This is a genomic window from Haloferax sp. ATCC BAA-644, from assembly GCF_000336975.1.
GTDB classification, from domain to species: Archaea; Halobacteriota; Halobacteria; order Halobacteriales; family Haloferacaceae; genus Haloferax; species Haloferax volcanii.
In genome coordinates, this window is the sequence record NZ_AOLF01000038.1 from 13423 (window position 1) to 35413 (window position 21991).

A 21991-nucleotide genomic window follows, 5' to 3' on the forward strand; every position below is an offset into this window, starting at 1 on the left:
CGCTGGGAGCGACGACGATACCCGAGACGACTGCGACACGGGAACCGATAACAGCCGCCCGTCGAACCTGACAGCAGAACGACTTTCTTCGACGGCTCGGAAGGGAGCGCCATGCGACAGCCCTCCACCGAACACCTCCGTCTCGGTCTCGCGGTCCTCCTGATATTCACGCCGCTTTGGGGGCCGGCGCTCGGGCTCACCGGGCCGACGTACACCTACGAGTCCGCCGAAATCGGGGTCGAGGATAACCGACTCGTCGTCCCCGACCGCGACGCTCGCTCGGAGTTGTGGCACGGCATCGACGGGTTCGCCTGCTCGCTCGGGTCGCCGGCGACGCGCTACTGCGCGCTGGAGGCCGCGACCCCGAACGGGACACTCGCGGCCGACCACCCGGACGTGAAATTCAGTTCGTCCGGGCATCTCGACGCCGACGAACTGTATCTCGCCTACTACGACGGCCGTGTCTTCGAGCGCGAATCGACGTGGGAGGACGGCCGGTACGTCCTCTCGACGGCGCGCGTCTCGGCCGTGGTGGCGCTGGACCATATCGCTCGGGCCCCGAACCGATACCCGACCGCGCGAACGGCTATCGAGGACGGGCTGGCGACCGCGGACCGCGAACTCTGGCCGACGGACGCGGGCGCGAGAGTGTTCGAAGTCGACGGTGACTACTACCTCGTCTACCGGACCGGCGTGGACCGCCCGCTCCCATCGTCGCCGGCGGCGGAGGAGGCGCTGACGTGGTTCGCGGTCGTGCTCGGGTCGGCGATGCTGTTCGGTCGCGACGATGACGACAGGACGTAGCCGCGCGCGGCGAGACAGACGGGACGCGGCCGCCCGTCGTGGAGAAGCGAACCCGAAGTCGGTCGGTTATTCGTCCAGTCGCTCGCGGAGCAACTGGTTTACGGTGCCGGGGTCGGCGCTCCCCCGGGACTTCTGCATGACCTGTCCGACGAGGAAGTTCAGCGCGCCGTCCTCGCCGTTGTGGTAGTCCTCGACGGCGTCGGGGTTCTCGTCGATGGCTTCCCGGACGAAGCCGCCGATTTCGTCGTCGTCGGCCTTGCCGAGGCCCGCTTCGTCGACGATGGTGTCGGGGTCCTTGCCCTCGTCGAGCATCTCGCGGAGGACGATTTCCTCGGCGTTCTTCGTCGTCACCTCGTCGGCGGCGACGAGTTCGACGAGCCGCGTGAACTCGTCGAGGCGGTCCGACACGTCCGTGATGTGCATGTCGCGGTAGTTGAGTTCGCCCAGCAGGTTGTCGGCGACCCACGTCGCGGCGAGGTCGGCGTCGAACTCGGCGGCCACGTCCTCGAAGAAGTCCGCGACCTCCTTAGTCGAGGTGAGCTTCGAGGCGGACTCCTCGTCGATGCCGTACTCGGTGTGGAAGCGCTCGCGGCGGGCGTCGGGAAGTTCCGGAATCGGAATCTCCTCCTTCCAGTGGGCGACCTGGAGCGGCGGGAGGTCGGCCTCGCGGAAGTAGCGGTAGTCCTTTTCTTCTTCCTTCGAGCGCATCGAGACGGTGATGCCGCGGGACTCGTCCCAGTGGCGCGTCTCCTGTTCGACGGCGCGGCCGCGCTGGATGGCGTTCTTCTGGCGGGTGACCTCGTAGGCCAGCGCCTTCTCCGCGCCTTTGTGGCTGGAGATGTTCTTGACCTCGGTGCGGTTGGCCGCTTCGAGCGCGTCGTCGGAAATCGCGCCGTCGTCGTCGACCTCGTCGGCGGGGACGAGCGAGATGTTGGCGTCGATGCGGAGCGAGCCGTCGCGGGTGGCGTCGAACACGCCCAGGTATTCGAGCACCTCTTCGAGCTTGGCGAGGAACGCGCGGGTCTCCTGGGGGCTCCGGAAGTCGGGCTCGGTGACGATTTCGACCAGCGGCGTGCCAGCGCGGTTGTAGTTGACGAGCGTGTAGTCCGCCGTGTCGATGCTGCCGCCTTTGTGCTGGAGGCTCCCCGGGTCTTCTTCGAGGTGGGCGCGCGTGATGCCGATGTCGCGGCGGGTGCCCTCGACGGACACCTCCAGCGTCCCGTCGGCGCAGATGGGCGCGTCGTACTGGGTTATCTGGAAGTTCTTGGGCAGGTCGGGGTAGTAGTAGTTCTTCCGGTGGAATCGGGTGTCCTCGGCGATATCGGCGTTCAGCGCCTTGCCGATTTTGACCGCCGACTCCACCGCCGCCTCGTTGAGCACCGGGAGCGCGCCCGGCAGCCCGAGACAGACGGGGCACACGCGGGTGTTCGGCTCCTCGTCCTCGGCAGGCTCGGTCGAACAGCTACAGAAAATCTTCGTGGCCGTCTCGAGTTGAACGTGGACTTCCAGCCCGATGACGACCGCGAGTTCGCGCTGTTCGAGCGCTTGCGCAGTCATTGGCCGCGCTTCGACGGCGGTGGGCTAAAGACTAACGGGACTGGTCGCGGCGGAGCCCGTTCGCGGGTCGGCGGCCCGACACCGAGCCCTGTCATACCCGACAGACAATCACTAACGAGGTTTTATATACTGGCGTTTCATCACCACGATTTACGGAATCCGTTCACATATGACAAACGATACCACCTCGGATAGATGGGCACCGATTCGGACCGCCGGCCGGCTCTCGGCGCATCTCCGGACGCATCTGACGGTCCTTCTCATCGTCGTCGTCGCGGAACTCATCGGGACGATAACGTTCCCGCTCGGACCGGGACAGGTCGTGCTCCTGCCGCTTCTGTACGCGGTCGTTCTCGGCCTCGTCCTCAGTTACAGCGTCCTCGGGTCGGTCATCGAACCGCTCCGGTCGGTCGTCGACGAGGACGTGAGCCGCATCGCCTCGCCGCTTCTCGTCATCGCGCTGATGCCGCTCGGCGTCAAATACGGGACGCTCGTCGCGCCCTCCTTCTACGACCTCGTGGCGGCCGGGCCGGCGTTCGTCCTCCAGGAGTTCGGGAACCTCGGCACGATTCTCATCGCGCTCCCGCTCGCCCTGCTGTTGGGCCTCAAACGCGAGTCCATCGGCGCGGCGGTCAGCATCGCCCGCGAACCGACTCTCGGCGTCATCACCGACAAGTACGGCATCGAGTCGCCCGAGGGCCGTGGCGTCCTTGGCACCTACATGACCGGTACGGTCCTCGGAACCGTCTTCTTCGGCCTGCTCGGCGGCTTCGCGCCCGCGACGGGGCTGCACCCGCTCGCGCTCTCGATGGCCTGTGGCATGGGGTCGGCAAGCATGATGACCGCCTGTTCCACGTCGCTGGCGGCGGCCGTCGGCGGCGCGGGCGTCGCCGAGGACCAGATTCTGAGCTTCGCCGCGACGAGCAACCTCCTGACCGGCATCACTGGGCTCTACATGGTCATCCTCGTCGGCCTCCCGGTCGTCACGCGCCTGTACGCGGTCCTCGCGCCCGTGTTCGGCCGCGACACCGCCGCGGCCGACGGAGGTGAGTGAGATGTCGATGTCGACCCCGGAGTTCTCCGTCGAGTCGCTGAAGATGCTGCTCGTGGTGGCGTTCCTGACGCTGACGGCCAACTTCATCGCCACCGGCACGGGCTTCGTCGCCGCGCTCCCCGGCATGGCGCTCATCGTCGTCCTCGGCCTCGTCGCCCTGCTCATGGGGCGGCTGATTCCGCTGGACCTGCCGGCGTTCGCCTACGCGATGGTGCTCGCGTTCGCGCTCGCACTGCCGTTTTCGCCGGTGCAAGCCCCGTTTCTCGCCGCGGTCGGAGAAATCGATTTCCTCGCCACGACCACGCCGATTCTGGCCTACGCGGGCCTCTCTATCGGCCTCCAGACCGGGAAGATGAAGGAGGTCAGCTGGAAGCTCGTCCTCGTGGCCGTGTTCGTCTTCTTCGGCACGTTCTTCGGCTCGGCGCTCATCTCGCAGGCCGTGCTGTCCGCACAGGGGATTATCTGATGCCGCGCCTCACGACCGCCCGCCGCCCGCACCGGGGTGAGACGCGGTGACCGACGACCGCACCGCGGCCCTCAAAACCCGCGTCTGCGACGCTATCGACGACCGCGCGGACGAGATTATCGACTTCGCGAAGGACGTACAGGCCGAACCGGAACTCGGCTACAAGGAGGTCAAAACCACGGCGAAGGTCGTCTCGCTGTTCGAGGACCTCGACCTCGACGTGGAGACGGAGCTGGCGATTACCGGCGCTCGCGCCCGCGCGGGGTCGGGCGACTTCGTCGCGGCCGTCCTCGGCGAACTCGACGCGCTCGTCAACCCGGACCACCCGATGGCGGACCCCGAGACCGGCGCGGTCCACGCCTGCGGCCACAACGCCCAACTCGCGCACCTCGTGGGGACCGCCTTCGGCCTCGTCGGAAGCGGCGTCGTGGACGACCTCGACGGCGCGGTCGAGTTCGTCGCCGTCCCGGCCGAGGAGTACCTCGACCTCGACTACCGACGCGGCCTGCTCGAAGCCGGCGACATCGAGTTCTTCGGCGGCAAACAGGAGCTCATCCGCCGCGGCTACGTCGACGACTGGGACGCCGCCGCGATGATGCACGCCGGCAGCGACACGCCCGAGCGGACGATTACGAGCGACTTCTCGACCAACGGCTTCGTCGGTAAGTTCGTCACCTACCGCGGGACCGAGGCGCACGCCGGCGCGGCCCCCGAGGAGGGCGTCAACGCGCTCAACGCCGCGATGCTCGGGATGAACGCGGTCCACGCCCAGCGCGAGCGCTTCCGCGACGAGGACCACGTCCGCGTCCACCCCATCATCACCCGCGGCGGCGACGGCGTCAACGTCGTCCCCGCCGAGGTGACGATGGAGTCGTACGTCCGCGCGGCCTCGGTCGAAGCGGTCGCGGACGCCAACGAGTCGGTCAACCGGGCGCTCGCCGCCGGCGCGATGGGCGTCGGCGGCGACGTGGAAATCGAGGACTACCCCGGCTACATGCCGCTTCGAACCGACGAGACGATAGTCGCGTTCTACGACGAGAACGCCCGCGACATCGTCGGTCCCGACGCGGTCACGGCGGGGACGCCGCACCTCTCGGGGTCGACCGATATGGGCGACATCACGCAGCTCGTCCCCGGCATCCACCCGTGGACCGGCGGCTTCGAGGGTGCGGTTCACGCCCGCGACTTCCGCATCGTCGACGAGGAGATGGCCTACGTCATCCCCGCGAAGCTCACCGCCTGCACGCTGGTCGACCTGCTCACCAGCCCCGAGGCGATGGCGGCGGTCCGCGAAGCGAAAGCCGAAAAGCGCAGTCGCGAAGAGTACCTCGACGCGGTCCGGTCGCTCCGGACGACGACGACCGAGTCGTACCGGGACTGAGGTGTCAGCGATGGGGGTTCCGCCCCGGGACTCCCTTCACACGTATCACATTTTCGGTGATTGTCTGACGCACATTTATGTCTCACGCGCGGGGCTATGTTACCCATGAGTAACCGGGTGGAGGAACTCGAATCCAAAGTCGCAGAACTGCAGGCCGCCGTCAACGGGCTCACCGAGGAGCTCGTCGAGACCAAAGAGCGGCTCCGCCAGCTCGAAGACGCCAACGACGTGCAGGTCCCCTCGCGGGCCGCGACCCGTCGCGGCGACTGGGAGACCGAAGACGAGGCCGACGCGGAGGCCGCCGCCGCGGAGCCCGCCGACGCCGACGAGCCCTCGCCGGCCGACGGCGATGAGACTAAACCGGACGAGGCCGACGAGACTGACGAAGGCGACGGCGAGACGCCCGACGACGATATCATCGTCGCGTAATCGGGCGCGCCGTCCGAGCGAGCGCGCCCCGTGTTCATGCGGCGCGTTCCACCTGCGGGCGTGGCCCGCGTGAACACCAACCCATGCACATCAAAGAGCTCGTCCTTGACGGTTTCAAGAGCTTCGGGCGGCCGACTCGCATCCCGTTCTACGAGGATTTCACGGTCGTTACGGGCCCGAACGGTTCCGGCAAATCGAACATCATCGACGGCGTCCTCTTCGCGCTCGGCCTCGCCCGCACCCGCGGGATTCGCGCCGAGAAGCTGACGGACCTCATCTACAACCCCGGCCACGCCGACGGCAGCGACGAGGCCCCCGACAAACCCAAGGAGGCCAGCGTCACGGTCGTCCTCGACAACTCCGAGGGGACGCTCGACCGCTCGCAGGTCGTCAACGCCGCCGGCACCGACAAAGTCGGCGGCGTCGAGGAGATAACTATCAAGCGCCGCGTCAAGGAGACGCCGGACAACTACTACTCGTACTACTACCTCAACGAGCGCTCGGTCAACCTCTCGGACATCAAGGACCTGCTCGCGCAGGCGGGCATCACCCCCGAGGGCTACAACGTCGTCATGCAGGGCGACGTGACCGAAATCATCAACATGACGCCCTACCAGCGGCGGGGCATCATCGACGAAATCGCGGGCGTCGCCGAGTTCGACGAGAAGAAAGACGCCGCCTTCGAGGAGTTGGAGGCGGTCGAAGAGCGCGTCGACGAGGCGGACCTCCGCATCGAGGAAAAGGAGACGCGACTCGACCAGCTCGCAGACGAGCGCGAGACGGCGCTCACCTACAAGGGACTCCGCGAGGAGAAAGAAGAGTACGAGGGCTACCTGAAGGCCGCGGAACTCGAAGACAAGCGCGAGGACCTCTCGCGGACCGAATCGCGCATCGAGTCCACCGAGGCCGACCTCGAAGACTTACAGACCGAACTCGACGAGCGGCAGGGCAAGGTCACCCGTCTCGAAGAGGACCTCGAAGACCTCACCCGCGAAATCGAGCGCAAGGGCGAGGACGAACAGCTCCGCATCAAGTCGGAGATGGAGGAGATAAAGGGCGACATCTCCCGGTTGGAGACCGCCATCGAGGCGGCCGAGGAAAAGCGCGACGACGCCGAGGCCGAGCGCCGGAAGGCGTTCATCGACATCGACCGCAAACAAGAGCAGATAGACGACCTCGAAGACGACATCCGCGAGGTCAAAGTCGAGAAGGCGTCGGTCAAAAGCGACATCCAGTCCAAGCGGGTCGAACTCTCCGAGGTGCAGGCCGAAATAGACTCGGTGGACACCGAGTTCGACGAGCTGAAGTCCGAACTCGCGGAGCGAAAGGAGACGCTCGACGAGCTCAAAGACGAGAAGAACGACCGCCAGCGCGCCAAGGACCGCCTGCTCGACGACGCGCGCCGCCGCTCGAACCAGATTTCGGAGACCCGGGACGAACTCGAACGCGCCCGCGAGCGCATCCCCGAACTGAAGGCGACAATCTCCGACCTGCACAGCGAACTCGACACCGCCGAGAAGAACGAGGCGAAGATAGACGGCGTCATCGAGGATTTGCAGGCCGAGAAGGCCGACCTGAACGACGAACTCTCGGAGGTCACGGACGAACTCCAGACCAAGCAGTCCGAGTACGCCCGCCTCGAAGCCCGCGCCGGCAAGGACGGCGACAACTCCTGGCCTCGCGCCGTCACGACCATCCTCAACGCCGGCATCGCCGGTGTCCACGGCGCGGTCGGCCAACTCGGCTCCGTCGACGGCGAGTACGCCAAAGCCTGTGAGACGGCCGCCGGCGGCCGCCTCGCCAACGTCGTCGTCGACGACGACGGCGTGGGGTCGTCCTGTATCGACCACCTGAAGTCCCGAAACGCGGGCCGCGCGACGTTCCTGCCCATCACGAAGATGGACAACCGGAGCCTGCCGCGCGAGCCCAACAACCCCGGCGTCGTGGACTTCGCGCGCAACCTCGTCGACTACGATTCGCAGTACGAGTCGATTTTCTCGTACGTCCTCGGCTCGACGCTCGTCGTCGAGGACATGGAGACCGCCCGCGACCTGATGGGCGACTACCGCATGGTCACCCTCGACGGCGACCTCGTCGAGCGCTCCGGCGCGATGACCGGCGGCTCCGGCGGCGGCTCTCGCTACTCGTTTTCGAAGTCCGGCGAGGGGAAACTCGACCGCCTCGCGAAGGAGATTACGAAGCTCGAAGACCGCCGCCGCTCGCTCAACGAGGAGATTCGAGACATCGACGACGACCTCGACGACGCCCGCGGGCGGGCTTCCGACGCCGCCGACCGCGTTCGGACCATCGAGCGCGAAATCGAGGACGCCGAGGAGGATATCGAGGAGGCCGACGCCGAAATCGACCGGCTCGAAGACCGCCTCGACGAACTCCAGTCCGAACGCGAGTCGGTGGACGAACAGATGTCCGACCTCGACGACGAAATCGCCGACCTCGACGACGAAATCGAGACGGTCGAGGCCGAAATCGAGGACATCGAAGCCGAACTCGCGGACTCCGAGATTCCGGAACTCACCGCCCGCGCCGACGAGATTCGCGCGGACATCGACGACCTCGAAGAGCGGATGTCCACGCTCGACGGCCGGCTCAACGAGATTCAACTCGAAAAGCAGTACGCCGAGGACGCGGTCGACGACCTCCACGACACGGTCGAGACCGCCCAGAACCGCAAGGCCGAGGCTCGGGAGTCCATCTCCGAGGCGGAGTCGAAAATCGAGGAGCGCGAGGACGACCTCGAAGCCAAGCGCGAGGCGGTCGCCGAACTCGAGGAGGAACTGGTCGACCTCAAGGAGGACCGCAAAGCGCTCCAGGGCGACCTCCGGGAGGCCCGGAGCGCCCGCGACGAGAAGAAAGACCGGGTGAACGCGGTCGAATCCAAGCTCGAAAGCATGCGCTCGGCCGCCGAACGGCTCGAATGGGAAATCGACGAACTCCAGTCGCAGGTCGGTGACTACGACCCCGACGAGATTCCCGACCACGACACGGTCGAGTCGGAAATCGAGCGGCTCACCGAGGAGATGGAGGAACTCGAACCGGTCAACATGCTCGCTATCGACGAGTACGACGACGTGAAAGCCGACCTTGAGGCCCTCCAGGAGCTGTCTCTTATACACATCTCTGAGCGGGCTGNGCCATCAGAGATGTGTATAAGAGACAGTCTTCGAGCGCCTGTCGAACGGGACGGGCCACCTCCAGTTGGAGAACCCGGAAGACCCATTCGAGGAGGGGCTGACGATGAAGGCCCAGCCGGGAGACAAACCCATCCAACGCCTCGACGCCATGTCGGGCGGCGAGAAGTCGCTGACGGCGCTCGCGTTTATCTTCGCCATCCAGCGGCACAACCCCGCGCCGTTCTACGCGCTCGACGAGGTGGACGCCTTCCTCGACGCCGCGAACGCCGAGCGCGTCGGCCAGATGGTCGACGACCTCGCGGGCGACGCCCAGTTCGTCGTCGTCTCGCACCGCTCTGCGCTCCTCGAACGCGCCGAGCGCGCCATCGGCGTGACGATGCAGGGCGACAACGTCAGCGCGGTCACGGGTATCCAGTTCGGCGGCGACGGCGAGGCTGGAAGCGACGGCGGTGACGGCCGCGACGCGGACGGTCCGGGCGGTGACGACGGCGGAAGCAGCGACGGCAGCGACGACGACGGCGACGACGCGGACGGTGGTGACGGCGGCGAGGCCGACGCGGACGCGGAAGCGGAGGTTCCGGCGGATGACTGACGACCTCCCCGAACTGAACCTCTCTCGCGGGCGCGGCGAGCGAGACGGAAGCGACGGTGACGACGCTGACGACGGGGTCTTCTCGTTCGCCGGCGACGACGCCGCTTCGGACACCACTCCCGACGACTCTCCCGACCCTGCCGAACCCGACGCGATGGACGAGGTCCTCCCGGAGGACGTCTCCGAGACCGACGACGACGAGGTCGAACCGGTCGAACTCCTCGTCCAACTCGCCAAGGAGGGAACCATCGACCCGTGGGACATCGACATCGTGGAGGTCACGGACGCGTTCCTGAACCGCCTCGACGCGATGGACCTCCGGACGACCGGCCGGGCGCTGTTCTACGCGAGCGTCCTCCTGCGCATGAAATCCGACGAACTCCTCGCCCCGGACGAACCCGACGAGGAGGAACTCGAACCGTGGGAACTCGCCTTGGAGAGCGGCGGCGACGAGGGCCACCCCGGCGACGACGGCGAGGGGCCACCCGGGTTCGACCCAATCGACGCGCTGGAAGACGAGATGGACCGTCGGCTCGAACGCAAGCACGCCCGCGGGTCGCCCGAAACCTTGGACGAACTCGTCCGCGAACTCCGGGAGGTCGAACGCGGGTCGTGGTGGAAGCGCCGCCGCGAGTACGACACCTCCGAGTCGCCCCGCGGCTTCTCCCGCGGGACGCAGACGCTCGACTACCACACGCCCGGCGAGATGCGCGGCGCGGGCGAACCCACGGAAGACGACGTGACCGGGACCGCCCACAACGAGGACATCGAGGCGGTCGTCGAAGCCGTCGGCGACGTGCTCGCCACCCACTACGAGAAGGGCCGCGACGAGGTGCTGTTCGCCGAGGTTCGCGACGTGGCCGACACGGTGATGACGACCTACCTCGCGCTCCTGTTTCTGTCCCACCGGAGCACGGTCTACCTCAAACAGGACGACCTGTTCGGCGACCTCTGGATTCGGAACCCCGAGGTGTTCGACGCCGACCCCGGCGCGGGGTCGGACGTGGATGCAGACGCTGAGGATGCCGACAATGCGGACGCCGAGGCGGCTGACGGCGGTGACGACGCCGACGACGCTGACAGCGACGACCCCGAACTCGAAGCCGAGGCCATCGCGGACGACTAGCTATTTTATCGGGCCCGCCGTCACTCTCGGACGTGCCCCATCCGACCCTGCTCTCCAGCACGCTCCGGCGATTGACGGTCGCGGTCTCGCTCGTCACGTCGGTGACGTTCGCAGTGATTTCGTCGGCTATCTTGTTCCCTCAGTCGGTCATCTGGCCGTTGGCGGTGCTGTGTTTCTTCCCCATCTTCTGGCTGCACTGCTACGTTCCCGGCTACGTCTCGTACAGTCCGACCTCGTTCGGCCGCGTCCGCGAGGTGGTCACGTCGCCGCGGTCGGTCCGCGAGTGCGTCGTCTGCGGCGAGACCGACGACCGGGGCGTCGTCCGGGAGTTCTGCACGCAGTTCGTCGTCGCGGGTATCCCGCTCGCAACGACCGACCGCGGCGAAAACGAGTACTGCACGCGCTGTCACGCGGTCGAGTTCTCGCCAGCCGACGAGGCGGCGCGCAGTGAGGGCGAGATAGCTGAGCCGGGGGATAACTCGGTAGAATCCGCAGACCTGAACGACTGAGGCCGGTTCAGTCGACGTACCGGTCGATGAGCGGCGCGAGCTTTGCTTTCGTCTCGGCGGGGATGGCGTCGTCGGGGGTGTTGATGGTCCCTTCGAGCGCGGTGTGACTGTCGGTCTCGTGGTCGTCGGGAATCTTGCGGATGGCGGCCTCGACGGTCTCTTTGATTGCCTCCTCGTTGGCGGCGGCGTTCTTCAACACCTCGTCGAGGGTGACTTCGCTGTCGTCCTTCCAGACGTCGTAGTCGGTGACGCCGGTGATGGTCGCGTACGCCATCTCGGCCTCGCGGGCGAGTTTGGCCTCGGGGATGGTCGTCATGCCGATGACGTCCCAGCCCTGCGCGCGGTAGTGCTCGCTTTCGGCCTTCGTGGAGTACGACGGGCCCTCGATGCAGACGTACGTGCCGCCTTCTTGGACCGTCGCGTCGGTCGCCTCTTCGGCGGCCTCTGCGAGGATGGAGACGAGTTCCTCGTCGTACGGCATCGCGAAGGGCTGGTGGACGACGATGCCCTCGTCGAAGAACGTCAGCGGGCGGTGTTTCGTACGGTCGTAAACCTGGTCGGGGACGACGAGCGTCTGCGGCGGCAGGTCCTCTTTGAGGCTCCCGACGGCGTTGCTGGCGAGGACGTGGGTGACGCCGAGTTTCTTGAGCGCGAAGATGTTCGCGCGGTAGGGGAGCGTCGTCGGCGAGTGCTGGTGGTCCGGGCCGTGTCGCGGGAGGAAGACGACCTCGCGGCCGGTGTCACCGAACTCGCCGACGACGGGCGTCGTCGAGGGCTCGCCGAACGGCGTCTCGACGGGTTCCTCGCGGGTGTTCTCCAGCGGGAGCGCCTCGTAGATACCGCTGCCACCGATGAATCCGATTTTCATACTCGAAGGTCGGGGAGGGCGCACAAAGTCGTGGCGAAACGGGCGCTACACCACGAAGCCGTGGTCCAAGAGGTAGATGAGCACCGAGAGCGCGGGCACGCTGAGGAGCGTCGTCGCGAAGACGGCCGCGGAGACGAACTCGGCGAGCGAAGTGGCCGAACCGGCCCCCGGGGCGTCACCGAACTCCGCGACGAGGATGAGCGGCGTGACCGCGGCGGGCATCGCGGATTCGAGGACGAACGTCCGGGCGACCGTCGGGTCACCGAAGCCGGCGACGAGCGCGACGCCGACCGCGACCGCGGGCGCGACGACCATCTTGAGCGCGGCGACGACGCCGACCTCCGAGAGCGTCGAGCCGAGGTCGGCCCCCGCGAGTTGGATGCCGAGGATGAGGAGCATCATCGGAATCGACGAGTCGCCGACGAGCCTGAGCGTCTCCATCGCGGGGACGCCCGTCGGCGGGACGACGCCGAGCCACCGCGCGGCGAGCGCGGCGACGACGGCGTAGACGAGCGGGATGCGGACGATGCGTTCGAGGCCGACGCGCCACCCCGGCGGGGCGTCGTCGCGGTCGGCTCCGCGTCCGGCGATATACACGCCCAGCGTGTAGATGAGGACGCTCTGGACGGCGAGGTAGACGACGGCCGTCGAGCGGCCGGTATCGCCGAAGGCAAAGGAACTGACGGGGATGCCGTAGTTCCCGGAGTTCGGAAAGGCGGCGACGAGGACGAGCGCGCCGAGGAGGGGTTCGGAGACGCCGGCGAGTCGGGCGACGCCGCCCGCGACGAGGAGCATGGCGACGTGGTAGGCGACGACGCCGGCGGTGAGGGCAGCCAGCGTCTCGCCGGCGAGTTCGGTCGTCGCGAGGCTGTAGAACACGAGGACCGGCGCGAGGACGTACACCGTCACCGTGTTGAGCGGTTCTGGGTCCACGTCGCGGACGCGCCCGAGGAGAAAGCCGACCGCGCCGATGGCGAGAATCGGGAGAAGCGCGCTGACGAAGATAGAAAACAGCGACATGCGCGTGCCGACGAGCGTCACGCAAACGAACGTTTCGCTTCGGACGACCGCGGCTACGGACTGACCGCGGAGCGTCGCCGAGAACCGAAACCGACGGTCGCAGAGGGTCGACCGAGGTCGAACGAAGCCGGGATAACCGAACGAGCCGGTTTCAGGCCCCGACGCCGTCGTTTTCGAGGAGTCGCCACGCGCCGTCGCCGGTGGATTCGACGTAGCCGCGGCGCTCCATCTCGGACATGACTTCCGGCATTCGGTCGGGTTGGGCGATCTCCATCTCGATGCGGTCCACGTCGTGGAACTCCGAGAGGTAGTGGCGGACGTCTTCGAGTTCGAACGTGTCGTCGTCGGCCTTCGCCATGACGCCCGAGGTGAGGTCTATCATGTCCTCGATGAAGTTCCACGGGTAGACGACCCACGCCCACGCTTCGAGGCGCTCGCCGACGTAGTCGGGTTCGAACTCGCTGGTCTGGAGGAGTTGGAGCGTCGCGGTCCGGACCTCGCCCGCGTTGCGCTCGTTGACGTACTCGTGTGCGCGCTTGATGGAGCCGCCGGTGTCGGCGATGTCGTCGATGATGAGCACGTCCTTGCCCTCGACGCTGCCTTCCGGCATCGGGTAGCGGACCTCCGGTTCGTTCGACTTCTGGGCCGTCCCGACGTAGTGTTCCATCTTCAGGCTCGTCAGGTCGTCCAGCCCGAGGAAGTCGCAGATACACCGGCCCGCGAACCAGCCGCCGCGGGCCAACGCGACGATGACGTCGGGTTCGAACTCGGATGTCTTGACCTCGTCCGAAACGTCGCGGCAGAGGCCGTAGATGTACTCCCAGTTCGTGATAGTACAGTTAAACTCGTCGGGGAGGTCGCCCATATCTTCCGTTCACCGTGCGTACTGCCGCGCCTGACGCCCTTTAATCTGTACGACTCGCCCCGCCCGTGTGTCGGCGTGCCAAAACCGCCCGAACCGACGTTATTCGGTGACTAACCGGAGACCCAGACGTTCAGGCGAACACTAACGCATGTTAACAAGGGGCATAGTTATATCGAGTGCCGGAGTATGCGGATTTGTAGGTGAAATAGAATGCACACGTGTGGTAACTGTGGTGAGTTCGTCTCCCGCGATTTCGTCCGCGTCTTCGGCAACGACATGGACGAGGTCGTCGGGTGTCCAGCCTGTATGAACATGCGCGAAGTGATGCAGGGCGACGGCGCGGCTCAAACGAGCGGCCGCGTCCGGTGGACCCGCGCGTGAATCGGCCGATATCGACCGGCCCACGCTCCTCTCTTTTTCTCCGACTTCTCGCGTAATCCGGCCGCCGACCCGCTGGTTTGATACATCGCCGTGTAGTGCGCCTTTCCATGGATAGCCGACGCGCCCTCCTCGTCGACGCCTTCACGACCGAACCGCTGTCCGGTAACGCGGCCGGGGTCGTCCCCGACGCCGACGGACTCGACGCGGAACAGATGCGCGCCATCGCCGCCGAACTCGGCGCGAGCGAGACGGCGTTCGTCTGCTCGTCGGCCGCCGCGGACCGCCGCATCCGCTATTTCACGCCCCAACAGGAAGTCGACCTCTGCGGCCACGCGACTATCGCGGCCCACGCCCACCTCGCGGCCGAACGCGACCTCGAACCGGGCACGCACACCTTGGAGACGAACGTCGGCACCCTCGACATCGAACTCGGTGACCCCGGCGAGGTGTGGATGACGCAGGACGCCCCGACGGTCCGGCCCTTGGAGGTCGACTACGACCGCCTCGCGGCGGCGCTCGGCGTCGACGACGCCGCGCTCCGAGACGTGGGCGCGGACCTCCCCGTCGCGGTCGCCTCCACCGGGCTTCCTTTCCTCGTCGCCCCGGTCAACTTCCTCGAACACCTCTCGGCTGCGGACCCGGACGACGCCGCCATCGCAGACCTCGCCGCCGAACACGACGCGGCGGGCGTCTACGCCTACACCTTCGACGCCATCGACGGCGACTCCACGCTTCACGCGCGGTGTTTCGCTCCCGGCATCGGCATCTCCGAGGACCCCGCGACCGGAACCGCCGCCGGCGCGTGCGGCGCGTACCTCCGGCAGGTCGGCGCGTTCGACTCGATGCCCGACGAACTCCGCTTCGAACAGGGCCACTTCGTGGACCGACCGGGAACCGTCCGCGTGCAGGTCGGCGCTGAGATACGCGTCGGCGGCCGCGCGGTGCAGTCGCTCGACGGCGAAATCGTCGTCCCGGAGTTCGCGGACGACGACATCATCGAAGCCTGACTCTCCGGGCTGAAAACGAGACGGGCCGCGAGGGCCGAGGCGGCCTCAGCCGATGTACCGGAGGTCGTCGTCGCTGGCGATGCTCCCCTGCTGTTGCTGTTGCATCTCCTGAATCTTCGCGGCGACTTCCTTCATCTCCTCCGCGCGCTCTTCGAGCGACTCGAAGTCGACGCTGAACTGGAGGAGGTCCTGTAAGACTTCGATGACGACTTGCGCGCTCTGGGGGTCGACGAGGTAGCCGCTCGTCTCGCCCATCAGGCAGGTCGCGTCGAGGCCGCGGCGGCCGCCGAGGCCGAGAAGGAGCCCGGAGACGCCGACGACGCCGCCGGCGGGTTCGTCCTCGCGGAACTCGATGCCCGCCTCGTCGAGTTCGTCGAGGCGAGACGCGTCGGCGACGGCCCCGAGGACCGACGGCTCGTCGACGAGTTCGCCGGTCGGGACGCCGCCCAGCGCGAACAGGCGCTCGACGCCGAACTCCTCGGCAATATCGAGGAAGGTGTCGGTGAGGTGGTAGTGTCCCTCGTTCGACTGCGCCTGGTGGTCGCCCGTGAGAAGCAGCAGGTCCGGTCCCTCGCCGGGCGTCTCGACGGCGTGAATCGCGACGTGGGTCAGCTCGGCGACGCCCTCGTCGATGCTCACCTGCGGCGGGAACACGTCGGCGTAGACGCGGCGGACCAGCGTGGCCTCCTCGAACTCCTCCAGCAGGTGCTCGACGGCGAGTTTGCCGACGTTGCCGACGCCCGGCAGCCCCTCGATGAGAACCGGGTCGGTGAGGTCGACCTCCTCGACAGCCTCGATTTCGATGTCGTCCATGCACGTAGTGGCGGCCGCGCCGGTTAAGAGAGCGTCGGTAGCCGGAGCCGGCTACCCTGACTCCTCGGCGAGGCGGCGCTTTCGCGTCCGGCGGTACTCGCCGTGGGGGTCCTCGGGATTGTAGGGCGCGGGCGCGCTGTTCTCGGTGGCGGCGCCGCACTCCGGACAGGTCTCAGAAAGCGAGTACACCGGGCGGTCGTGGCGGTCGCGCCACGCGCTGCACACCCGGATGTCTGATTTCATTCGATTACTCTTCGTCGCCGCTGCGTTCGCGGTGGTACTCCGCGGTCCCGCCCGCGGCCTCGATGGCTTCGCGGGCCCGCGCGACGCTCGATTCGAGCTCCGTCTCGGCGGTCTTGTAGTCGGGCGCTTTGACCTTGACGCGGTACTCGGGCGCACCGACGTACGTGACCGACAGTTCGATTTCGTCGCCGATTTCGCCGTCGCCCTCGGCGGCCTTGAGGGCCTCTTTCACGTCGTCGACGCCGTCGCCAGCGGGCGAGCGCAGGTCGACGTAGCCGGTGACGTTGACGTAGGGGACCGACACGTTCTGACGCGCGGTCTCGACGATGGTTTCGAGTTCGTCGTCGTCGAGTTCGACGCCGTCGAGCGCCTCGATACCGTGAATCGCGGCCTGCTCGAAGCCGTCGTACAGCGACTCGAACTCTGCGAGCAGGGCGTTGGCGATGGACTGGTAGCGGTCGTCGGCGATGTCCTCGCCGAACGCCAGCGCCATCCACTTGTCGGCCTTCTGCTCGTTTTTCCACTCCTGAATCTTCTCTTTGCGCTGGTGCTCGTTGACATCCTTAATCGAGAGGTCTATCTGCTGGGAACTCTCGTTGACTTCGAGCACTTTAGCGACGACTGTCTGTCCCTCGCGGACGTGGTCGCGAACGTTCTTAATCCATCCGCTGGCGACCTCGCTGATGTGGCAGAGGCCGCGTTTGTCTTCGTACTCTTCGAGGTCGACGAAGACGCCGAAGTCCGCGATGTCGTCTACCTTTCCGACGACGAGTTCGCCGGGGTCAGGCCATCCGCTGTACTTCATACGAGGTCCTCCGGGGAGTTACGCCTCAAGTTCGTCGCTGTCGCGACGCTCGACCGTCTCGACGACCTCGCCGTGGAACTCGGCGTTGCCGCCGGTCGGCGTGGCGAGGGTCGTCCCGCAGACGGCGCAGTTGACGACCGAGGAGGCTTTTCCGAAGACGACCTGTTCGTTCTCGCAGTCGCTGCACGCGACCTTGTAGAAGTTTCCTGCCATGATTTACTCCTGGAACTCCAGGCGACCGGCGCGCCAGCCCTCGCGCATGTGGGCCTTGCCGCAGTCGGAACAGATGTACTTCAGGTGGGTCTTCTTCGTCGGCTTGTCGCCACCGGGCACCTTGGAGAACTTACCGGCGTTACCGATAGTGGCCTTGCCGCGTCGCGTCTGACGGGCGTTCCACTTCATTCCGGTCGGGCGTCCCGTCCGGACCTTCTCCACTTCGTGTTCGTGGTGACCCTTGCAGTTCGGGCAGTACGTGTTGAAACGGCGTGGCATCTGCATAGATATCGACCTTGTGGTGGGTTTTGGTGTGGCCCGTTAAAACCCGTTTGGTTCGACGCGCCTGAACCCGCCGTGACCGGGCGTTCGCCGTGTTACGTGTGGGCAGCCCACGGTGACTGCACCGTCCGCGGTCTCCCCCGTCGCACACCGCACGCCGGAAGCCGAAGCGATTAAGCGGTGACTGTGCCAATCCCGGCACATGAAGAAGCTCATCATCCACGGCGACCCCGGCGTCCGGCGCGACGGCGTCATCGAGTACGACGGCGAGGAGTACGTCCTGTTTTCGGTCGACCGACAGGGCGACTGGCACGGTCCCGACCGCGTCCAGCTGTGGTGTACCGCCGGCACGGAAGACGAGCGCGAGACGTTCGAAAAGCGCGAGTTCGTCCCGCACTGGCTCGAAACCGAGGGCGTCGACGCCGAGGCCGTCGAGGTCGTCCGCGAGCGCGGCGCGGCCTAAGGTAGTCTCGCTTCTTCTACCTCGTAGACCACGACCGACCCCGACCGGTGGACCGGCGTCAGCCACGCCACGTTCGTCCCTATGTCCCCGTAGCGGGCGCGCTCGCCCGGTCCGACCCACACGTACTGCACGTCGTACTGCTCGATGAGCCGCGCCCGCGTCGACTCGTTGCCGACGTACATCGCGTCCACGTCGCGCACGCGGTCGTAGTACGCGTCGGGGCCGCGGTAGCCGACTTCGTGCGCCCAGCCGGCGACCGTCGGCACGCCCGTCAGACTCGATTCGGGATTCCCGCGCCAGTCGTACATGACGTCCTCGCGTTTGTCTGTCACCGCCTCGGACCACTTCGTCCCCGGCGCGGTGAGCATCGTCGGGTTGCCCTCGACGGTCTCGTCGAGCCACGCGATGGCCGTCGACTCGTTTTCGTGCCGCCAGTCTGCGAAGGCCGTTGCGTCCAGCGTCGCCTCTTCTCTGGCCGAGCCGGCGTGCTCGGCGACGGCCAGCCCGCCGTACACCGACGTGGCGGCCACGAGGAGAACGACGAAGCCGACGCCGACGGCGCGGACCGCCCCCCCGCGGACGCTGCGGTTGCCCCTCGGAAGCGACACGTCGCTCGCGGCGACCGCGTCGCCGACGAAGCCGGCCAACACGGCCCCCATTACGCTCCCCCAGAGCACCCACACCTGCATGTACGTCTTGAACACCGTGTTCATCCGACCGGGCCCGGCCTGCTCGTTCACGTAGACGAGTTCGACGAGCATCACGAGGCCCGCACCGGCGACGACGAGCACCGTCTCGAACTGCGGGTCGTCGGCGAACCGGAGGAGCACCCAGCCGACGGCGACGAGGGGCGCGACGAGCGCGAGCGCGGCGAACGACTGGGCGGCCGCGACGACGGTCAGCGCCGCGAAGCTCCCGACGAGGACGGCCCACTCGCGCCCGCTGAGTCCGTCCTGCGCGCCGAGACGGCGGACGTAGTAGCCCGCGAACGCCGCGAGGAACGCCCCGTGGACGAGCGCCAGCGCGCCGAACCCGCTTCGCTGGTCGGGCGACAGAAGCTCGACCGTCCGGGCGCTTCCCCCGCCCGCGACCGCGCCGAGGAGGAACGGACTGGCGAGGACGGTGGCGGCGACGCCCGCGAGTCCGACCGCCGCGACCGTGCCGCCGAGGCGGGCGAGTTCGCCCGCGACCACCGAGCCGCCGATGGCCGAGCGAACGCGCTCTCGCCCCGGGAACAACGTCCACGGGCGTGCGGGCGCGAAGATTATTCCGAGGAACAGCACGCCGAACACCGACGGGAAACTCCACGTGTCGACGACGACTTGGAACGCGCCGACGAGCGTCGTCGCGGCGACGAGGAGCCGGCGCTCGCCGCCCGCCTCTTCAGGCGTCCGGAAGTACGCGAAGGCGAGGCCGGCCGCGAGGAGCAGAAACGACGTGCCCATCATGTGGGCGTGGAGGTCGCCGTTGAGCCACGCGAAAAGCGGGAACTCGTTGATGGTGCCCGGAATCACGCGGCTCGCGCTCCAGTACGAGAAGTTCGAGGCCCCGGCGAGCACCTGCTCAACGGTGTATTGTGACCGCTCGGCGACGGCCCGCGCGACGGGCCGGCGCAACCCCTCGGGGAGCGCGGCGAGGAGAAACCGCCCCGCAGTGACGAGGTTGCTGGCGAAGCCGGCGAAGAACGCCGACAGCAGGCCGCCGAGTCGACCGCTCGCGCCCGCGGCAGTTGCGACGCCGCGCCCGAGTTCGAACGCCGCGGTGACGAGGATGCCGAAGAAGCCGGCGAGCGCGAGGTTGTAGGCGAACGACGGGTCGGTGGCGGTGAGCCGCGCGAGGAGAATCGACGCGAGGTGACCGCCGTAGTAGTAGCGGACCGGCTCGCCGGCGAACCACATATCCTCCGGCGGGAGGACCGACGCGCGGGCGAGCGACTGGAGGAGGCCGAAGTCGAGGAACTTCTCGCCGCCGCCGGCGTGGACCGCCGGGTCGAGCGCGCGGAGCGCCACGGCGAACAGGAAGGCGACGAGGAACACCGCGGCCGCGTCGGCGACGGCGCGTCGGTCGATGTCGAGGCCGGGTGCGAGTCGGCAGTCGCCGCGGCGAAGCGCGCCGAGGTCGAGGCCGGCGACCGCCGACGCGACGAGGAGCGTTCCGACGCCGGCGACGAGGGCGACGGGGCCGAACGAGAGGTGGCCGACGTAGTAGGCCGGGAGGGTCACCGCGACGAGCGAGACGGGGAGGGCGAGTCCGGCGCCGCGGCCGGGGAGGCGGCGAAACAGGCGGGCCGAGAGGGGAAGGCCGACCGCCCAGAGGGCTGCGAACAGCAGTAACCACCGGACAACGAGGGCGTACTCCATCTATCCGTTGACTGCGCCGCGGATGCAATACGTTTTGTGATGGCCGGTGCGGCCAGAGCGGTTCGCTTTTTACCCCATTGAGTGAATGGTCGTGCATGTCGCAGTCTGTCGGGGTGGTGGTCCCCGCCTATCGACCAGACCCCGAGCGTCTGGTCCCCTACGTCCACGCCCTCGTCGAGTCGCTGGACCCCGATGCGGTCCGCGTCGAACTCGACGCGCCGCGGCCCGAGACGCTCGACGCCCTCGACGCCCTCCCCGCCGTCGCCCGCGTGAACGACGTCGACGCCCGCCGCGGCAAGGGCGCGGCCATCACCACCGGGTTCGAATCGCTTCGCACGGATATCCTCGCGTTCGCTGACGCCGACGGGAGCACGCCGGCCGCGTCGATGGCCGATGTCGTCGCCGCCGTCCGCGACGGTGCCGACCTCGCGGTAGGGTCGCGCCGCCACCCGAACGCGACCGTCGCCTCCCATCAGACGGTCGCGCGGCGCTACCTCGGCGACGGCTTCGCGTGGCTGGCCCGCCACCTGACCGAGGTCCCGCTGTACGACTACCAGTGCGGCGCCAAGGCCGTCACCGCCGCGGCGTGGAACGACGTTCGGACCCACCTGTACGAGCCGGGGTTCGCGTGGGACATCGAACTCATCGCCGTCTCGGGGGCGTTCGGCCACCGCGTGGCCGAGGTGCCGGTCGTCTGGGAGGACCAGCCGAACTCGACGGTCTCTCCGGTCGACACGACGCTCAAGATGGCCCGCGGGTTGCTCCGGTCGCGCCACCGCGCCCGGACGATTCGCGAGGACCGCCTCCACGAACTCATCGACGCGCGGAGCGACGAACGGACCCTCGTCGAGCAGTTCTCGACGGAGGTCGCGGATGACTGACAGGCTCTCGGCGCTCGTCTCCGGCACTCGCTTCGGCAAGTTCGCCTCCGTAGGCGCGGTCGGCGCGGTGTTCGACCTCTCTCTGAGCAGTCTCCTCATCGTTTTTTTCGGCGTCGCCAACGAACTCGCGAAGCTCGCCGGCGCGGAGCTCGCCATCGTCGTCATGTTCGTCATCAACGACCGCTGGACGTTCGCGGGTGCGGGCTCGGACCTGCTCGCCGCGAAGGTGCGGCGCTTCGTGAAGTCGAACCTCGTCAGGAGCGGCGGCCTGCTCGTGCAGGTGCTCGTCGTCCGGGCGCTGGGCGAGGTTCCGCTGTCGATTCCGGTCGCCGGTATCGACCTCTGGGAACTCATCCCGCTGCCCCTCGCTATCGGCGCGTCGATGCTCCTGAACTACGTCGCAGAAAGCCTGTTCACGTGGCGCATCGCGACCCGTTCGAGTCAGCGCGACTCACGGTGAAAATTGACACACGGCTCCCGAAACAGAAGTCTTAACAATAGCAGACTCGTTTGTTGATTCAGCGGGATGGGATAGCCAGGAGATTCCGCCGGGCTCATAACCCGGAGATCGGTAGTTCAAATCTACCTCCCGCTATTCTCCTGAAAACTACACCCCAAGCAGCGCGTTTTATCGCGCTGTGGCTGCCCGTTTTTCGTGGTAATCGCAACAGGTAGTTTGAACCAGAGAATCGAGCGAAGCGAGATTCGCGTCGTTCAAAT

Annotated in this window: 22 protein-coding genes, 1 tRNA gene and 1 pseudogene; 14 read left to right on the forward strand and 10 right to left on the reverse strand. The window is 67.2% G+C overall.

Annotated features, from left to right (window positions below; translation table 11 throughout):
• Window positions 1-111: 111 nt before the first annotated feature.
• Window positions 112-804 carry a hypothetical protein gene (locus C458_RS16670; protein WP_008577483.1) on the forward strand — a complete coding sequence of 231 codons (693 nt, stop codon included), beginning with the start codon at window positions 112-114 and terminating at the stop codon, window positions 802-804.
• A gap of 66 nt (window positions 805-870) precedes the next feature.
• On the opposite strand, the gene gatB is transcribed toward C458_RS16670, so the two are convergent.
• Window positions 871-2361, reverse strand: coding sequence for an Asp-tRNA(Asn)/Glu-tRNA(Gln) amidotransferase subunit GatB (gene gatB / locus C458_RS16675; protein ID WP_008577484.1), 1491 nt, complete (start codon window positions 2359-2361; stop codon window positions 871-873).
• Window positions 2362-2530: 169 nt separating this feature from the next.
• On the opposite strand from gatB, the gene C458_RS16680 reads away from it, so the two are divergent.
• The 7 genes and pseudogenes from C458_RS16680 to C458_RS16710 all read left to right on the forward strand — a co-directional run bounded on the left by C458_RS16680 (window position 2531) and on the right by C458_RS16710 (window position 11070).
• Complete coding sequence (locus C458_RS16680) at window positions 2531-3415, forward strand: DUF3100 domain-containing protein (RefSeq protein ID WP_008577485.1); 885 nt, start codon at window positions 2531-2533, stop codon at window positions 3413-3415.
• 1 nt (window position 3416) lies between these two features.
• Window positions 3417-3881 carry a hypothetical protein gene (locus tag C458_RS16685; protein ID WP_006600620.1) on the forward strand — a complete coding sequence of 155 codons (465 nt, stop codon included), beginning with the start codon at window positions 3417-3419 and terminating at the stop codon, window positions 3879-3881.
• Window positions 3882-3927: 46 nt separating this feature from the next.
• Window positions 3928-5262, forward strand: coding sequence for an amidohydrolase (locus C458_RS16690; protein WP_008577486.1), 1335 nt, complete (start codon window positions 3928-3930; stop codon window positions 5260-5262).
• Window positions 5263-5367: 105 nt separating this feature from the next.
• Entirely contained in the window at window positions 5368-5691 is a 324-nt protein-coding gene (locus C458_RS16695) for a hypothetical protein (RefSeq protein WP_008577487.1), read from the forward strand.
• An 83-nt stretch (window positions 5692-5774) separates the two neighbouring features.
• A pseudogene (gene smc / locus C458_RS16700) lies at window positions 5775-9435 on the forward strand (chromosome segregation protein SMC).
• A complete protein-coding gene (locus tag C458_RS16705) occupies window positions 9428-10561 on the forward strand; it encodes a ScpA family protein (RefSeq protein WP_008577492.1) in 1134 nt (377 codons plus the stop codon). The pseudogene smc and the gene C458_RS16705 overlap by 8 nt, the downstream one beginning before the upstream one ends.
• A 32-nt stretch (window positions 10562-10593) precedes the next feature.
• Window positions 10594-11070 carry a hypothetical protein gene (locus tag C458_RS16710; RefSeq protein ID WP_049897053.1) on the forward strand — a complete coding sequence of 159 codons (477 nt, stop codon included), beginning with the start codon at window positions 10594-10596 and terminating at the stop codon, window positions 11068-11070.
• Window positions 11071-11077: 7 nt separating this feature from the next.
• Here C458_RS16710 and mtnP read toward each other — a convergent pair whose 3' ends face one another.
• From mtnP to C458_RS16725, 3 genes are all read right to left on the reverse strand, one after another.
• Complete coding sequence (mtnP, locus tag C458_RS16715; protein ID WP_008577496.1) at window positions 11078-11938, reverse strand: S-methyl-5'-thioadenosine phosphorylase; 861 nt, start codon at window positions 11936-11938, stop codon at window positions 11078-11080.
• Between the two features lie 45 nt (window positions 11939-11983).
• Window positions 11984-12979 carry an AEC family transporter gene (locus tag C458_RS16720; RefSeq protein WP_008577499.1) on the reverse strand — a complete coding sequence of 332 codons (996 nt, stop codon included), beginning with the start codon at window positions 12977-12979 and terminating at the stop codon, window positions 11984-11986.
• Between the two features lie 130 nt (window positions 12980-13109).
• On the reverse strand, window positions 13110-13823 hold the full coding sequence (locus C458_RS16725) for a phosphoribosyltransferase (RefSeq protein ID WP_008577501.1): 714 nt from the start codon (window positions 13821-13823) through the stop codon (window positions 13110-13112).
• Window positions 13824-14033: 210 nt separating this feature from the next.
• On the opposite strand from C458_RS16725, the gene C458_RS18585 reads away from it, so the two are divergent.
• Together C458_RS18585 and C458_RS16730 are read left to right on the forward strand one after the other, a co-directional pair.
• A complete protein-coding gene (locus C458_RS18585; protein WP_004044240.1) occupies window positions 14034-14204 on the forward strand; it encodes a hypothetical protein in 171 nt (56 codons plus the stop codon).
• A 107-nt stretch (window positions 14205-14311) separates the two neighbouring features.
• Window positions 14312-15211 (forward strand): PhzF family phenazine biosynthesis protein, encoded by a 900-nt coding sequence (locus tag C458_RS16730; protein ID WP_008577503.1) that lies wholly within the window; start codon window positions 14312-14314, stop codon window positions 15209-15211.
• 45 nt (window positions 15212-15256) lie between these two features.
• Here C458_RS16730 and C458_RS16735 read toward each other — a convergent pair whose 3' ends face one another.
• From C458_RS16735 to C458_RS16755, 5 genes are read right to left on the reverse strand one after another with little or no spacing between them, the layout of a single operon-like run.
• Window positions 15257-16024 carry a proteasome assembly chaperone family protein gene (locus C458_RS16735; RefSeq protein WP_008577505.1) on the reverse strand — a complete coding sequence of 256 codons (768 nt, stop codon included), beginning with the start codon at window positions 16022-16024 and terminating at the stop codon, window positions 15257-15259.
• Between the two features lie 51 nt (window positions 16025-16075).
• Window positions 16076-16267: an RNA-protein complex protein Nop10 gene (locus C458_RS16740; protein ID WP_008577507.1), complete on the reverse strand. Its 192-nt coding sequence runs from the start codon at window positions 16265-16267 to the stop codon at window positions 16076-16078.
• Window positions 16268-16271: 4 nt separating this feature from the next.
• Complete coding sequence (locus C458_RS16745) at window positions 16272-17072, reverse strand: translation initiation factor IF-2 subunit alpha (RefSeq protein ID WP_004044236.1); 801 nt, start codon at window positions 17070-17072, stop codon at window positions 16272-16274.
• 18 nt (window positions 17073-17090) lie between these two features.
• Entirely contained in the window at window positions 17091-17285 is a 195-nt protein-coding gene (locus C458_RS16750; protein ID WP_004044235.1) for a 30S ribosomal protein S27e, read from the reverse strand.
• Window positions 17286-17288: 3 nt separating this feature from the next.
• Window positions 17289-17570, reverse strand: coding sequence for a 50S ribosomal protein L44e (locus C458_RS16755; protein ID WP_004044234.1), 282 nt, complete (start codon window positions 17568-17570; stop codon window positions 17289-17291).
• A 199-nt stretch (window positions 17571-17769) separates the two neighbouring features.
• Here C458_RS16755 and C458_RS16760 point away from each other — a divergent pair, with 199 nt between their 5' ends.
• Window positions 17770-18030 (forward strand): HAH_0734 family protein, encoded by a 261-nt coding sequence (locus tag C458_RS16760; protein WP_004044233.1) that lies wholly within the window; start codon window positions 17770-17772, stop codon window positions 18028-18030.
• Here the strand turns inward: C458_RS16760 and C458_RS16765 are convergent.
• Window positions 18027-20390 carry a DUF2298 domain-containing protein gene (locus tag C458_RS16765; protein WP_008577511.1) on the reverse strand — a complete coding sequence of 788 codons (2364 nt, stop codon included), beginning with the start codon at window positions 20388-20390 and terminating at the stop codon, window positions 18027-18029. The genes C458_RS16760 and C458_RS16765 overlap by 4 nt on opposite strands.
• A 95-nt stretch (window positions 20391-20485) precedes the next feature.
• Here C458_RS16765 and C458_RS16770 point away from each other — a divergent pair, with 95 nt between their 5' ends.
• From C458_RS16770 to C458_RS16780, 3 genes are all read left to right on the forward strand, one after another.
• Window positions 20486-21271, forward strand: coding sequence for a glycosyltransferase (locus C458_RS16770; protein WP_008579573.1), 786 nt, complete (start codon window positions 20486-20488; stop codon window positions 21269-21271).
• Window positions 21264-21731, forward strand: a complete 468-nt coding sequence (locus C458_RS16775) for a GtrA family protein (RefSeq protein WP_008577515.1) — start codon at window positions 21264-21266, stop codon at window positions 21729-21731. Before C458_RS16770 ends, C458_RS16775 begins: the two co-directional genes overlap by 8 nt.
• A 60-nt stretch (window positions 21732-21791) precedes the next feature.
• Window positions 21792-21866: transfer RNA gene (locus C458_RS16780), tRNA-Met, on the forward strand.
• Window positions 21867-21991 lie beyond the last annotated feature (125 nt).